13 protein-coding genes are annotated in these 16,106 nt (G+C 31.6%); 5 read left to right on the top strand and 8 right to left on the bottom strand.

Annotated elements, in window-relative coordinates; all coding sequences use genetic code 11:
- Nucleotides 1-15 precede the first annotated feature (15 nt).
- Nucleotides 16-402, top strand: coding sequence for a Fur family transcriptional regulator (locus ACYEKI_RS12315; RefSeq protein WP_459211496.1), 387 nt, complete (start codon nucleotides 16-18; stop codon nucleotides 400-402).
- A 101-nt stretch (nucleotides 403-503) separates the two neighbouring features.
- Here the strand turns inward: ACYEKI_RS12315 and ACYEKI_RS12310 are convergent, their stop codons facing one another.
- The 8 genes from ACYEKI_RS12310 to ACYEKI_RS12275 form a co-directional block, all read right to left on the bottom strand.
- A complete protein-coding gene (locus ACYEKI_RS12310) occupies nucleotides 504-1,187 on the bottom strand; it encodes a CPBP family intramembrane glutamic endopeptidase (protein WP_459211495.1) in 684 nt (227 codons plus the stop codon).
- Between the two features lie 262 nt (nucleotides 1,188-1,449).
- On the bottom strand, nucleotides 1,450-2,889 hold the full coding sequence (locus ACYEKI_RS12305; RefSeq protein ID WP_459211494.1) for a serine hydrolase: 1,440 nt from the start codon (nucleotides 2,887-2,889) through the stop codon (nucleotides 1,450-1,452).
- Complete coding sequence (locus ACYEKI_RS12300) at nucleotides 2,890-3,330, bottom strand: MarR family winged helix-turn-helix transcriptional regulator (RefSeq protein ID WP_459211493.1); 441 nt, start codon at nucleotides 3,328-3,330, stop codon at nucleotides 2,890-2,892.
- Between the two features lie 171 nt (nucleotides 3,331-3,501).
- Nucleotides 3,502-3,753 (bottom strand): hypothetical protein, encoded by a 252-nt coding sequence (locus ACYEKI_RS12295; RefSeq protein ID WP_459211492.1) that lies wholly within the window; start codon nucleotides 3,751-3,753, stop codon nucleotides 3,502-3,504.
- A 185-nt stretch (nucleotides 3,754-3,938) separates the two neighbouring features.
- Entirely contained in the window at nucleotides 3,939-4,550 is a 612-nt protein-coding gene (locus ACYEKI_RS12290; RefSeq protein WP_459211491.1) for a cyclic nucleotide-binding domain-containing protein, read from the bottom strand.
- Nucleotides 4,551-4,563: 13 nt separating this feature from the next.
- On the bottom strand, nucleotides 4,564-5,181 hold the full coding sequence (locus tag ACYEKI_RS12285; protein ID WP_459211490.1) for a Crp/Fnr family transcriptional regulator: 618 nt from the start codon (nucleotides 5,179-5,181) through the stop codon (nucleotides 4,564-4,566).
- Between the two features lie 165 nt (nucleotides 5,182-5,346).
- On the bottom strand, nucleotides 5,347-6,975 hold the full coding sequence (locus tag ACYEKI_RS12280) for a vWA domain-containing protein (protein WP_459211489.1): 1,629 nt from the start codon (nucleotides 6,973-6,975) through the stop codon (nucleotides 5,347-5,349).
- Nucleotides 6,976-6,983: 8 nt separating this feature from the next.
- Entirely contained in the window at nucleotides 6,984-7,481 is a 498-nt protein-coding gene (locus tag ACYEKI_RS12275) for a YdeI/OmpD-associated family protein (RefSeq protein WP_459211488.1), read from the bottom strand.
- Between the two features lie 267 nt (nucleotides 7,482-7,748).
- Between ACYEKI_RS12275 and acs the strand changes: the two genes are divergently transcribed.
- From acs to ACYEKI_RS12255, 4 genes are all read left to right on the top strand, one after another.
- Nucleotides 7,749-9,665 (top strand): acetate--CoA ligase, encoded by a 1,917-nt coding sequence (gene acs / locus ACYEKI_RS12270; RefSeq protein WP_459211487.1) that lies wholly within the window; start codon nucleotides 7,749-7,751, stop codon nucleotides 9,663-9,665.
- Between the two features lie 438 nt (nucleotides 9,666-10,103).
- Nucleotides 10,104-11,012 (top strand): aldose epimerase family protein, encoded by a 909-nt coding sequence (locus ACYEKI_RS12265; RefSeq protein WP_459211486.1) that lies wholly within the window; start codon nucleotides 10,104-10,106, stop codon nucleotides 11,010-11,012.
- A 2-nt stretch (nucleotides 11,013-11,014) separates the two neighbouring features.
- Nucleotides 11,015-13,030 (top strand): MGH1-like glycoside hydrolase domain-containing protein, encoded by a 2,016-nt coding sequence (locus tag ACYEKI_RS12260; protein ID WP_459211485.1) that lies wholly within the window; start codon nucleotides 11,015-11,017, stop codon nucleotides 13,028-13,030.
- A gap of 3 nt (nucleotides 13,031-13,033) precedes the next feature.
- Nucleotides 13,034-16,099 (top strand): aminotransferase class III-fold pyridoxal phosphate-dependent enzyme, encoded by a 3,066-nt coding sequence (locus ACYEKI_RS12255; RefSeq protein WP_459211484.1) that lies wholly within the window; start codon nucleotides 13,034-13,036, stop codon nucleotides 16,097-16,099.
- Nucleotides 16,100-16,106: the final 7 nt, after the last annotated feature.

Genomic DNA, 16,106 nt, shown 5'->3' with positions numbered 1-16,106 from the left:
TTTTAAATTTGTGGTATGGGAGTTATTAGGAAAACAAAATCGATCGAATTACTATTAGAAGAATTTAAAAAAGATTCTAATGCAATTTCGGCTATAGAACTCGTTACACGACTAAGCTCAGAAATAAATAAGACTACAATTTACCGCGTTCTAGATAAACTCGAGGATGATGGTGTTTTACATTCTTTTTTAGGAAAAAATGGGATAAAATGGTACGCCAAGTGTGAAGGTTGTTCTGCTACAGAACACAAAGATATTCATCCACATTTTCAATGTTTAAGTTGTGGTAAAGTTGACTGCGTAACATTAGATATACAGATTCCAGAAATTCCTAATCGAACTATAATGATGTCTCAGATACTAATTCAAGGAAAGTGTGAAAACTGCCTGAATTCTAATTAAGTATTATTATCCATAAAAAAGAACTACTTAATAGCTAAGAATATATATTGAGACAATAGTGATATGCTTCGATAAAAAGTAGTTCGATTTGAATTAGTGTATTAAACTTGAAACATTTGTAGTATCCAATCGGCAAATATGCGCTCTTTACTAAAAAATAAAAGAGTTAAACCGATCATATCATAAAAACCATGTATTAGTATAGGAGAAATCAAATCATTTCTTTTCTTATAAAATACAAGCGAAACAGCAAAGTGCCATAATCCTACGCCTATGATTCCTGCCAAACCTTGATAAGAATGCGATAACCCAAAATAAATAGACACAATAATAGCAGAAGCTAACCAGGCATAATTAGTATTCCCCAATAATTGAGCTAGATGTTTCATATAATATCCTCTAAAGAGTAGTTCTTCTCCAAAAGCCGCAAATACCCAGATGACTACTGTCATGATAATATAGCCTACAATATTATTTCGGATATCATCAAAAGATGATAAATCTGTTCTACCAAAGTATATTTCAAGAAACCCTTCTATGATATAAAATACAAAGACAAATAGTAATGCAATAAGAAAACTTTTCAATGTCTTTTTTGCGGTGATTTTTTCACCAAATCCGAATATAGACCAACGAAAATTAGTACTCCATAAAATTAAAAAGACGATACCTAATCCAAAGAAGAAACTAAAGTTTCTATCTATTAGACCAAATAAAGGAGCGATAAACATTGTTAAAACAACAGCATATGGTTTTGAAAGCAAGGTGTAGATTTTATTTTTCATTAGTATAATTTTTATACGAATATGCTTGTGTTTTAATGTGTATTCAAATATTGGGGATTAACAGCTTTTAAAGTGGGATATAAAGCTTTTAAGTGAGTTGGAAATTACTTTATAATGCTTTTAAATAGTTTAAACACTTAAAAACAAAAGATTGAGAATCTCTAAGGGGTATAGATAAAGTGTATTAAAAGCATAAGTCCCTTTTCGGGACTTATGTTCGTTTAATGATAGTTAAATAAGAGACCTGTATAACAGTTATTTATTACATCGTTTTTTGATTCTCCATCAATGTTTTTAGCTTTTCTTTGGCATTCGTATTATTAGGGTTTAATGAGAGACTTTTTTGATAGTTTTCAACGGCTTTTGAAAAATCACCATACTTCATATAAGCTTCTCCCAGAGAATCATAAGCGTCATAAGATTCAGGGAAGGCAAAAACTTCAAGTTTAAATAGTTCAATGGCTTTTGGATAAAAACCTCTTTTGATCATTTCATAACCTTTGGTATTAAGGTCTATTTCAGATAAAGTTATGGACGAATTTACTATCATTTTTTTAGCAGCCTCAATGCCTTTATCTAAACAAGTTGCTACCATAGTTTTTGTAAAGAAATAACTATCTAGCTTTGGAGTAGTTCCAGAAATAGTTTTTTCGATAAAAAAACGAGCATCAAAAAAACCTTGATCAAGATCTTTATTGGTGAGTAGAATGACGGTATAATTTTGTTTTTCATAAATTCTCCACTCGGCACCAGTACCATAATGCCCGCCACTATGACCATAGATACCAGAATCTTTTGCCCCGGCAAATTGCATTCCGTAGCCATAAAAACCAGTAGATGGTTCGGTTTTCATTATAGCTGTATATTTAGAATTTAATAGATGATTATGTTTAAATACAGTAGCGAATTGATAAAGATCTTCTATAGTCGTATAACCACCGCCAGCAGCACTACCTATAACGGTTCCCATAAAAATAGTTTTTTGAAGCTTATTAGGATAAACATCTGATAAGGTATAATTTTCGGCAACGTTAGTAATGGGATGATCAATATCAAAATTGCCCGTATTTTTCATTTTTGCTTTAGAAAAAATATGATCTTTAATATACTGCTCATAAGGCATTTTTGTTATTTCCTCAATAATGCTACCTAGTATGATATAATTAGTATTGCGGTAAGCAAATTGTTCATCAGGATTAGATTCTAAAGGTTCGTTTTCAAATAAAGGAAAAAGGCTATGAAGTGTTCTAAACTGTTCTTTTGATGTGTTAAGGAATTTTTCTGAATGAAAATAATTAGGTAAACCACTTCTATGCAAGAGCAAGTGCCTAATTGTTATTTCATCTTTTGCTATCTGATTGGGATAATTAGGAAGAAATTTACCAATAGTATCATCGAGTGATAATTTTCCAGCTTGAATTAACTGAAATATAGCAGTAGCAGTAAAAGACTTTCCAATCGAAGCATATGAGAATTTTGTTGCTATATTATTTTTGACTTGATGACCTAAATGAGCAAATCCATAGGCCTTTTTAAATAGCACACTATCATTTTTTGCAATTAAAACAGTACCACTAAATCCATCTAAATTATCTAGATAATTTGATATTTCAGTGATTTTAGAATCTTGATTAACAGTAGCTTTTTCTTTAGTGCAAGAAAAAATGATTGCGGTAATACATATATAGATTAATTGTTTCATTTATTTTTTGATTTGACAGTTTTTAGTGATTTTATTCAATATGTTATATAGTTGCTGAAGCTCTTCATCAGAGATAGCATCTAATGCAACAGCTCTGTTTTCTTTTATGATTGGTTTTAATTTTTCAATGATTTGTTTTCCATTTTTAGTAACGCTTAACTTGGTTTTTCGCTTATCTTGAATATCAGTTGTTTTGATTAAATACTCTTTGTCAAGCATTAATTTTATAATACGAGTCATAGAGGCATAATCTTTAAAAACTAAATCTGCAATTTCGGATTGCGTTTTGTCTTCACGATCGATGATGATTAGAATTAAGGCTTGATCTATAGTGATGTTAGGGACTATTCTAGAAATATTTTGCTGACTTAATTTACGATAAGCCTTTATAGTTTCTTCAATAGAATATAATACGGACGTAGTGGGAGTATTGAATTTCATATTTATTTGATATATCAAGTAAATATATATAAAAATAATTGATATATCAAATAAATGTGTTTCGGCAGTGATTTAGAATTTGATAGTATAGGGTAAAACTCAAGAAAGTTTGTATAAAAAAATAGCTCATTTATGATTAAATGAGCTATTCTTTGATTATGAGTTTAGTGATTAAACACCACCAGTTACAATACCATTAGCTTCGCAATAATAATCTGTACAACCTTCTCCTAGAATAGTACAAATTGTAGCCATTTCAGCTTCAGAATCTAAGAAATAATATCCTCTGCTACCATTACTAGCTGTTGCTACACAAATAAAGTTATCTCCTGGAGTATATACTACACCAGTTCCTCCATTAATGTGTTTTTGCTCGTTTTTAGGTAATAACTTAACGCCGTTTAGCTTTTTAAGATTTTTCATTTGTTTAAATTTTTTAATTCTAATTCAAATGTATTTGAGGCAAATCATGAAAATGTGACGAACACTATTTTGTGACTTTGATGTAAAATTGAAAAGAATTTAATATGAGATGTTTATGTTTTTGAAATATTAAAAAATTAACAAAAGATTAAGCTTTACCATTAAAAAGTATAGTGTTGTAATGATTAAAAACCTGTAATGATTATGGATCTAGGTTTTCTTAATACTCTGCTTTGTTGTTCTAAACGCCTTAAGGATCTTGAAATTGACTCTCTAGAGAAATCTAAACTTTCAGAAAGCTCATTACGATGAACATATAACTCTTCAACTTTAAGGGCAGTTGCTTTTTGTTTGAGATAGGCATACAAAAGTTCATCTAGATTTTTTGTGATGGTATTAATAATACTGTCGGATATGAGTTGCTGTAGTGTATAATAGTCTTGCGATAAAATAGGATATAGAGAAGAGGTGTCTTTAATATTGAAAAAGTTTTCTTTAGGAATAAAAATGACCTTGCATGGAGTAGTTGCTTTCAATGAAAATTGAAGAGGAATCTCTGTAAAAACATTAATGGTGTTTAAAAAATGAATTTGAGCTGTTTGAGTAAAAAAGAGAAAATTATTAGTATCCCCATATTCACAAAAAGCTTCGGCAACTCCTTCTATAAAAACGACCAAATTGTTTGTGAAAAAGTCACTTTCTTGATTCATAATAAGGTCGTTACTCAGGAAACGATAATAATTTAAACAATGTTCATTGTCTAATATCTTTATGATTTGATTGGTAATTAAATCCATGAAATATAGTTGCTTATAATACAGCAATAGTGTTGGTGTACTTTATGATTTTCTTTTCTTTGGCTAAAATTTTTAGAGCATTTGAGATGCTATTTTGAGATACATTGAGATCTTTTGCAATTTCAGTATTAAGAATAGCGAGTTGTTTGGAATTTAAGAGTTTTGATTTGTTTACTAAATAGGTATAGAGTTTAGTATTTAAAGAGTTGATTTTTTCGCTTTTAAGCGTATTGAATAAAGAAAGATGTTGAAACGAATATGATTGAAACACATAGTTTCTAAAACTATCATAAAGATCTCCCCAATGGAGTACTTTTTGTATATCAAGCCAATAGATTGTAGAGTTTTCTACGGCACATAAATCAAAAGTAAAAGGGAGATTATTTTTAAAGTCTAAAAAGGTAATAAAAGGGATGTTATCTTGATCTATATGATAAATTAATAGTGAGTTTGTTTCATGAACTACAGAAACTTTTAAGAGTCCACTAATTAAAATACCATATTTGTTGTGAAAACTTCCTTTAGAGACGATTGTTTCTCCTTTGGTATACGATTGTATTAAGGCATGATTGTTAATTTCCTCAATCAAAGCATCAGGGAGTTTTAGCTTTTCTAGATTAGAGATAGGCATTAGTTGTATTTTGTTAGTTAGATAACAAATAGTAAAATAAAGTAGTAAAAACTTACGTCTGCTTTTGATTAAGAAATTAAGTGATTATATCTAAGTGTTTGTATATGGTGTGTTTGCAATTGATTAATATGGTTTAAGCATAATTATTTTGTGGTTTTTGGTGGTTTAAGATTTAGGTTTAGTGACCTGAATCTCCTTTAAAATAGTTTTGATATGATTGTCATTTTTAACATGAGTATAATTTCCTTTACCCAAAAGAGCCATTTGCTTCATTTCTTGAAAATGAGTTTTTCGATTACCAAAAGTCAATACAGATAAATGAATATCTTTTTGTGTATGAGATTCGATGGTTTTATATAGTTTTTTAGGGATGTCAAAATCCCCATCAGTAATCATAATGATACGATTATTACCATTAGTAATAAATTGCTTTTTTGCAAGGCTATACGCTTTTTGAAGTCCCTTAAAAGCATTGGTTTTACCTTTGGAACTCAATGTTAGCAAAGAATTTATAGCTTCTTTATCCGTAAAAGAAACATTGTTTAAAGTCACTTTTGCATTATCAGAATATACGACAACAGAAAACTTATCTTGAGTTCTCATAATAGGTGCAATTTGAGCTATAGCATCTTTAAAAAGAGGAAGCTTAGATGGATTATTCATACTACCAGAAACATCCAGTAGAAAAACGAGATGATTAGGAGCAAAACCTTCCATAGAGGTTTGCGCAGTAATCTTATTTTGAATAGGACCTTTATTGAGATTAGTTTGTTGACTAACATTATCAAAAGGAGGATGTATAAAAAATAGAGTTTGAGAAGGGATTTTTAAAAGAAATGCAGGAGGTTCTGTTTGATCTATATCAGCACTCAATTTAGCAAACTTATTATAAGAGCTTATAGCCCAATTAAAATCATATAAAACGTCATTAAATAAATTAGAACGTGCTCGTACTTTATAATCTGGACTAAGATGATCTTTTAAATTTGTAAGATGTCTAATAATGTAATCATATTTAGAGTGAGGATCTTTTCCGTTGTAACTGCCATATTCTTTTAATCCGCTTAAGACATTATTGCGTTCTGCTTTCATGCGTAAAAGTAAAGCAGCTAAATACTCAGGATTAGGTAGAGGAGCTCTATTTAATAAATGTAGTTGTACTTGGTGTAAATATGACCTTGAAGTATCAAGAGCTTCTTGCATAAGAGCACCTGTTTTTGACCAGCTAGAAGTTTTGAGAGGATAAAGAGCACTAATTTTTTTTGATAAAAAATAAAAATCTGTAGAAAGTTTACGATACGATTCGGCAGTGTCGTGAAGATCTTTTAATCCAGCAAAACCTTTGGCAATAGAAACAGAATCTTTTTGAGGTGGATGTGTGAGTTTTTTTAAAGCTTTTGCTATACGGAATTGTTCTTTCTGAATACTTCTTAAAGAATCGATGAGAGTATTAATTTGAACCCTAAATTGACTAGGAATATATTGGATATTAGATTTAGCTATTTCATAAGCAATAGAATCTTTTTCTGGATATTTACCAGGCATATGATAAAATCGCATCATATAATTTTGTTGTTTATATGAACGGATCAAACTTTTATAATAATTATAAAAACTTCGATGAGAAAATCGAGTTTTGTAAGCATACGAATCAATAAAATCGATATGAGAATTTAAAGCAGTTAATACCTCTTTTCTAGAATGCTGTTGTGCCTGGATATTAGAAAGAGAAAGTAAAAAAATAGAACAATAAAGAAGCGTTGATTTAAAAGAGAATGTATTGTTTGTAAGCATGAGTAGTGTTAGAGATTACTTTTTTTAGTTAAACTCGAAAAACTTTCATTTTTAGATAATAGTTCCATCATTTTTGCAATTCGATCAGCCTTAGTTTGCTCTGTTTTTGTACTATAAATCCAGTCTATAAAAGCTTTTTGTTGTCCATCGGTTAATTGGATAAAATTAGTGTAAATTTTTGCCGGTTCATTTTTAAAACACAATAGAAGTTCATTAGGAATTTCTAGTGGAGTTGTATCAATATAAAGCTGAATTCTAACAGTATCTCCAGCTTGTTTTTTGATTTTCTTTCTAATAGCCGCTTTTACAGCCATAAAAAGAGAACCATCTCCTTTGGGCATAAGCTTGTATTTAGCAATTGGATAATCATCAATAAAACCACTTACAATAACCCACCCAAAAGGCATATCTGGATTAGGCAAAATTTCGGGTATAGCAACATAGGTCCAACCACCTTTACCAGAGAATTTTTCTAATGGGTAATCTTTATTAATTAAATAATCCATAATACGCTTATTATTAAAGCAAAAATACTAGAAAATAAAGACAATATTGCGTATATTTATATAAGAGCAAAAATAAGGGAATTAAGAGGTAATGGTCTAAAATTAAAATAAAAGAATATTTTTATGAGATCAAATGAAGACCAAAGTAAGTGGAATATTTCATAATGATAATAAACAAGTGCGTATAAAACACAAAAAATATTTTGACAGTTATATGTAACTTAATTAAAAAATGAAAACACAAATAAACTCTTAAATCCAATAGATATGAGTCATTATAGTATAAAGCATATAGAAGAATATTGGCAAATATATAGGAAGTCTGTACGTAATCCAGAAGCGTTTTGGGAAGAAATCGCAGAAGAACATTTCTTATGGCGCAAAAAATGGGATAACGTATTGAGTTGGGATTTTAAAAAGCCAGAAGTAAAATGGTTTGAAGGAGCACAACTTAATATTACAGAAAACTGTATTGATAGGCATATATATACTAGAGGAAATAAAACGGCAATACTTTTTGAACCGAATAACCCTAATGAACCAGCAGAACATATAACATATAAAAAGCTACATGAACGCGTATGTAGAATGGCAAACGTGTTAAAGAGCAAAGGAATTAAAAAAGGAGATCGTGTATGTATCTATCTACCTATGATTCCAGAATTGGCAGTAGCTGTATTAGCATGTGCGCGTATAGGAGCAATTCACTCAGTTGTATTTGCAGGATTTTCTTCAACAGCCTTAGCTACGAGAATTAATGATAGTGAATGTAAGTTAGTAATCACGTCTGATGGATCTTATCGTGGGCCAAAAACGATAGATCTAAAAGGTATTGTGGATGATGCATTAGAGACCTGTCCATGTGTAGAAAAAGTATTAGTAGTTAAGCGTATTCAATCAGAGATCCAAATGAAAGAAGGTCGTGACGAATGGCTACAGCCACTATTAAATGAAGCTTATAGTGATTGTGTACCAGAAATTATGAATGCCGAAGATCCATTATTTATTTTATATACCTCTGGATCAACAGGGAAACCCAAAGGGATGGTGCATACTACTGGAGGATATATGGTATATACCGCATATACATTTAAAAATATATTTCAGTATAGAGAAGAAGATGTGTATTGGTGTACAGCAGATATAGGATGGATTACAGGACATAGTTATATTGTTTATGGACCATTAGCCAATGGAGCTACAACAGTAATGTTTGAAGGAGTACCAAGTTATCCAGATTATGGACGTTTTTGGGATATTGTACAAAAGCATAAGGTAAATCAATTCTATACAGCACCTACAGCAATTAGAGCATTAGCAAAAGAAGGTGTTGAGATTTTAGAAAAATACGACCTATCTTCGATTAAATTACTAGGTACAGTAGGAGAACCTATTAACGAAGAAGCATGGCATTGGTATGATGATAATATCGGAAAACGTAAAAGTCCTATTGTAGATACCTGGTGGCAAACCGAGACTGGAGGAGTAATGATTTCGCCTATCCCATATGTAACACCAACAAAACCTACTTATGCAACCTTACCTTTTCCGGGGATTCAACCAGCGTTGATGAACGAATTAGGGGAAGAAATAAAAGGAAATCAGGTAGAAGGACGTTTGTGTATTAAATTCCCGTGGCCGTCTATTGCTAGAACCATCTGGGGAGATCATAATAGATATAAAGATACCTATTTCTCTGCCTTTGAAAACATGTATTTTACAGGAGATGGTGCATTGAGAGATGAGGTAGGATATTACCGAATTACTGGGCGTGTTGATGATGTTATTATTGTATCTGGACATAACTTAGGTACAGCACCTATAGAAGATGCAATTAATGAACATCCTGCGGTGGCAGAGTCGGCAATTGTAGGATATCCACATGATATTAAAGGAAATGCATTATTTGGCTATGTAATTCTTAAAGATACAGGTGAATCTAGAAACCATGATAATTTAAGAAAAGAAATTAATCAAATCATCACAGAGCAAATTGGGCCGATTGCAAAACTAGACCAAATACAGTTTACTAGTGATTTGCCAAAAACTAGAAGCGGAAAGATCATGAGGCGTATTTTAAGAAAAATAGCAAGTAATGATATTTCAAATTTAGGAGATACTTCTACCTTACTTAATCCAGAAGTAGTAGAAAAAATCATAGATCAAGTGATCGTTAAAGCTTAACAAGAATTAAAGAGGATTCAATTTTGAATCCTCTTTTTTGATTAAATAAGAGCTATATGTAGGATCAAGAACAATTGTTGTTATAAATAGTTGAATAATCTAAAATGTAAAGTGGCTTTAATTTATGAGTTGAAGTGCTATGGAATAAAAAATCTATAATAATGGTTAGCGAAATAGTATTAAAAGAAAATAAAAGTGATATAAAACTGATTTTATTTTAATCAAAATCAATAGCATTTTGGCAAAAAATAAAGATCAAATAATATGAATTGCTCTAGAGATTAAAGTTAAAAGCTTGATCAGTAAAGAGATTAAACAATTTATAGACGTTAAAAGCTTAAAAATAGAAGCGTATAAGTGATCATAAACATAGATTAATTATCTGTATTTTAGCAATTGACCTGCACTTTATAGTAAGCTTAAACTATAATTATATAGATGATTAAAACTGAACGTATAATTCATTCAGACCCTAAATATTCGTATCTCCAGTTAACAGGAGCAAATTTTTCTTGCAAAATAGCCCCAGGGTTTGGTGCTTCATTACAAGAATATACTTATAAAGAAAATCCAATTATAAAAGGAGTTTCAATTGATGAAGAAGGAAGAAGTGATTACTTAAAAGCATATTCTTCGGCAATATTATTTCCTTTTGCTAATAGAATTCAAGACGGAAAATATCGTTTTGGAGAAGAAGAGTATCAATTAGAAATTAATGATGTCCAAAATCATAATGCTATACATGGATTAGTAGCAGATCAAGTCTTTGAGGTTATAAAAATACATGAAGAAAGTAAAGAGACAATAGTAACCTTACAATATGAATCTGATGGAAAAATAAAAGGATTCCCTTTTAAATATCAATTACAAATAACATATACGATTACTACTTCAGGAACGATAGTCATAAGAATGACTGTATTGAATAAAGACTCAAAAGAATTTCCTTTCAGTATGGGGTGGCATCCCTATTTTTATACAGAAGACATAGCGATAAGTACTTTAGAAACTACAATAAAGAATAGTGTATTATGCGATAAGCGTATGATACCTATAACAGAAGAAAGAGTAGAAAACTTTTCAAAAATAATAAGAAAACAAACATTTGATAATGCTTTTATACTTAAAGAAAATCGAGTGGTATGGAAGACCTCAACATATCAAATGACGATGACTCATGATAGTATAAATAAATATTTACAATTATATACTCCAAACGATAGGCAAAGTATCGCAATAGAACCTATGACAGCCAATATAGACGTGTTTAATAACCATCAAGGACTTCAGATACTAGCTCCAGGAGAAGAATACCAATGGACAATACAACTTCAAATAAATACATAGACATGCATAGAATAGGAATCATATTACTGTTTTTACTACTTATAAGTTGTCAAAAAGAACAAAAAGCAAAACCTCAGCTAGTTCAAAAAGAAACGACTCAAGAATATTTAAAACTAAGTGAGAATATTCTAAACTATAAAGGTACACCTAGACATGCAAAAGATAAGAACATGCTTATGTTCTCTGATCAAGGAGCATGGTTTGCCTATAGTATACCCGATAGTATCGCTAGTTATGGAGGCTTTTCTGGACCATTTTTGATGACACAAGAAAACGGTATATGGAGTAGTATAGCACTTGCAAGATTACAGTTATATAAAGCAGGAGTATTACAAGAATGGAAACCTAAGCAAAATAAAAGTTATACTAGTCATCTGGAGCAAGTATATGTACAAGACGATTATAAAGTAAAACAACAACTCGTATTTATATCAGGACATACAGCATTAATGCAAACCGAAATTGTAAATACGGGAGAAAAAACACTAGAACTAGAAGCAGAATGGAAAGGAAGTCTTTTGGCAAAAACACTTAAATATGAGGCAAAAGAAAATATAGTAAATATTCAATCAGAAAAATCGACAGCAAGTGGGTATCTTCAATTTGAAAAAGGAACTCAAGTAATATTAGGAGAAGATGGATATATCACTACAAAAGAAACGATTACATTAAAACCGAAAGAAGTCAAGAAAATAGTACTGAGTCAAACCTTTATTTTTCCAGAATACGATTGGAAAAAAGAGCAATCAAATATAGAACAAGCAACTTTTGAAGGCGTATTAAGAAAAAGAAAAGAAGAAAAAAATGGAGAGATACAAAAGTTAATAGCTCAAAAGCGAAAAACATTTACTGATAAAGTATATGATGAGGTATTAGCAAAAACTATCTTGACATTACAAAATAACTGGAGAATTCCAGCAGGAGAAATTAAACACGAAGGAATGTTTCCGAGTTATCATTACAAATGGTTTCATGGTTTCTGGTCTTGGGATACATGGAAACAAGCTGTAGGAGTGGCAAAATATGATTCAGAATTAGCAAAGAAACAAATGCGATTAATGTTTGAATTTCAAGATGAAGATGGATTTGTAGCAGATGTGGTATATAGAGATACCACTATAGAAAAACATAACTATAGAGATACAAAACCACCTTTATCTGCATGGGCGGTACATAAGATCTTTCAAGCAGATGGTGATAAACAATTTGTAGAAGAAATGTATCCTAAACTTAAAAAATACCATTATTGGTGGTATAATAAAAGAGATCATGATAAAGATGGATTATGTGAATATGGATCAACAGATGGAAGTTTAATTGCAGCCAAATGGGAAAGCGGAATGGATAATGCAATTAGATTTGATCAGTCCAAAATTCTTAAAAATGAAGAAGGAGCATATTCTCTTGATCAAGAAAGTGTTGATCTTAATGCCTATTTATATGCAGAAAAAAAATACTTAGCACAATTAGCCAATATCATACAAAATAAAGATACCACAGCATATCAAAAGGAGGCGATAATATTAAAAGAGAAAATACAACAGCAGTTTTACGATCCTAAAGATGGATGGTTTTATGATACCAATTTATCAGGAAAACAATTTATAAAAGGAGAAGGAAGCGAAGGTTGGACAGCATTATGGGCAAAAGTAGCGACAACAGAACAAGCAAAGGCTGTGCGTATAAAAATGATGGACACTAGTAAGTTTTATACTAGAGTACCGTTTCAAACCATGACAGCAGATCATGAAAAATTTAATCCATTAAAAGGGTATTGGCGAGGGCCAAACTGGTTAGATCAAGCTTATTTTGGAGTAAAAGCATTACGTAATTATAATTATCATGAGGATGCTAATCGAGCAACAATAGCTATATTAAGTGGCGCACAAGGAATATTAGAAAAAGGAAAAGCGATACGCGAAAATTACCATCCATTAACAGGAGAAGGATTAAATGCACATAATTTTAGTTGGAGTGCAGCACATATTATTATGTTATTACTAGAAGAAGCAGAATAAGCAATGAACTACGAAACACTAAAAATAACACTACAGCAAGCAGAAGAAATAGTATTAAATAATTTTGCTATTCAAGGTACAGCAAAAGCCTTACCTGGAGAGGTTGATTTTAATTTTAGAATTAAAGCGATTTCAGGAGAAGAATATGTATTAAAAATTAGTAGACCAGACGAGGATATTGCATATCTGGATTTTCAACAGCAATTATTAGAATATGTAGCTGTAAAACAACCAGAGCTAGTAGCGCCCAAAGTAATAAAAGATCGTCAAGGAAATACAATTTCAGAAATCATAGATACTTATGGACAAGAACGAAAAGTAAGATTGTTAAGTTGGATTTCTGGCCGAGTGTGGAGTAGTGTTAATCCTCAATTAGATGCATTGCGATATAGTTTAGGAACCGCTTGTGGAAATCTTACAAATGCATTACAAGGTTTTGATCATCCACAAGCACATCGAACGTTTGAATGGGATATCGCACAAGCACAATGGACAAAAGAATATCAACATCTTTTTACAGGAGAAGAACTAACGATTATCAAAACGTTTTATGCTCAGTTTGAAAAGCAAAAGGAAACGTACGAGCAATTGAGAAAAGCAATAGTGCATAACGATGCTAATGATAATAATGTCATAGTTACAGAAGCATTGGTGAAACCTACTGTAAAAGCGGCTATAGATTATGGAGATGCTATTTATACACAAATTATTAATGATGTAGCAATAAGTTGTGCCTATACAATTATGGGACATCCAGATCCATTAGAAGCAGCTCTACCAATTGTAGAAGGATATCACAAACATTTTGCTTTACAAGAAGAAGAATTATCACATTTATATACTGCTATAGCAATACGATTAGTAATATCAGTAACAAAATCGGCGATTAATAAAATAAAAGAACCAGACAATACCTATCTATTAATAAGCGAAAAACCAGCATGGGCAGTACTTAAGAAATGGATACAAATTAATAGTAATTATGCCACTTATGCTTTTAGACATACTTGTGGATATACACCTCATCCAAAGCAAAAAAACTTTGAAAAATGGGTAGAGACACAGCAGGTAAGTTTAGCAACACTTTTTCCTACATTAAAAAAAGAAAGAGTACATACTATAGATTTTAGTATGGAGAGTACATGGTTAGGAAATGCTGCCGAATATGAAGATGTAGTACTAACACAATTTAAAATTGACCGTTTACAGCAACAATATCCAGAAGCCATATTAGCAGGAGGATACTTAGAAGCTAGACCATTTTATACAACAGATGCGTATAAAATTGAAGGCAATAGCGGTTATGAATACAGGACAATACATTTAGGAACAGATTTTTGGGTGCCAGCAGGAGTACCTGTGCATGCCCCTTTATCAGGAACTGTTATTGCGGTACATAACAATAAACAACACAAAGACTATGGACCTACAATTATACTAGAACATCAGTATGAAACAGATACATTTTATTCGTTATACGGTCATCTATCTATAGAAAGTTTAACAACAGTTAAAGTAGGACAGCAGATAACTCAGGGAGAATTGATAGGATATATCGGTAAACCTGAAGAAAACGTTGGATGGAATCCACACCTACATTTTCAGATAATGTTAGATATGCTAGGAAATACAATAGACTTTCCTGGGGTAGCTACCCCAAAAACACAAGAAATATGGCAAAGCATTTGTCCTAATGCGAATCTAGTATTTAAAACAAAAGGATTAGAAGCAGTAGAAAGAAGTACCAATGAAGCATTAATTAATTATCGTAAACAACATTTAGGAAAAAGCCTAAGCCTACAATATAAGATTCCGATTAAGATGGTACGAGGAGAAGGCGCTTACTTAATGGATCAATATGGAAGAAAATACTTAGATACCGTTAACAATGTAGCACATGTAGGCCATGAACATCCAGAAGTAGTAAAAGCAGGACAACAACAAATGTCTTTACTCAATACCAATTCTAGATACTTACACGAGAATATCAATGCTCTGGCAAAAGAATTGATAGAAACCTTACCTCCAGAATTGAATGTATTACACTTTGTAAATTCAGGTAGTGAGGCAAATGAATTAGCTATTCGTATGGTAAAAGCAGCTACAGGGCAACGAGATATTATAGCATCAGAAGTTGGATATCATGGTAATGCTAATATGTGTATAGATATTAGTTCGTATAAGTTTGATGGAAAAGGAGGGCAAGGAGCTCCAGAACATACTCATATTTTTCCCCTACCAGATGCTTTTAGAGGTAAGTATAGAGGAGAAAATACAGGAAGTTTATATGCTAATGAAGTTGCAACATGCATCAAAAATATTCAAGTAAAAGGGCGTAATGTAGGAGCTTTAATTGTAGAACCTATAATTAGTTGTGGAGGACAAATAGAGTTGCCCAAAGGATTTTTAAAAGAAGCATATCAACATACAAGAGCAGCTGGCGGTTTATGTATATCTGATGAGGTACAGGTAGGCTGTGGACGCGTAGGGAAAACTTGGTGGGGATTCCAGTTACACGATGTAATTCCAGATATTGTCACTATAGGAAAACCGTTGGGTAATGGACATCCATTAGCAGCAGTAGCATGTACACAAGAAGTGGCAGATAAGTTTGCAAACGGAATGGAATACTTTAATACTTTTGGAGGTAACCCTGTATCCTGTGCTATAGGAACAGCAGTATTACAAACAGTCAAAAAGGAAAAACTTAAAGATAATGCAGAAGCAGTTGGAACGTATCTGAAAGACGCTTTACAAAAGTTGGCACAAGAATATCCAATCATAGGAGACGTAAGAGGAGAAGGACTGTTTTTAGGAATTGAATTGGTAGACGAAACCTTAACTCCTTTAGCCGAAGCAGCAGACTATCTAGCAAACCGTATGAAAGATCACGGTATCTTGATGAGTACAGATGGACCAGATCATAACGTATTAAAAATAAAACCACCAATAGTTTTTAATCTAGAAAATGCTCAAGAACTGATCACTCGATTAACAAAGATCTTTAACGAAGATTTGATGAAAGCAATGACCAAAAAGAAAAAACCTATATTAGATATATGTAGTTAAGATAAAA

Source organism: Aquimarina rhabdastrellae (assembly GCA_947387485.1).
Taxonomy (GTDB): Bacteria; Bacteroidota; Bacteroidia; order Flavobacteriales; family Flavobacteriaceae; genus Aquimarina.
Note: the sequence above shows the minus strand (reverse complement) of the source record. Positions and strands in the feature narration are given on the sequence as shown.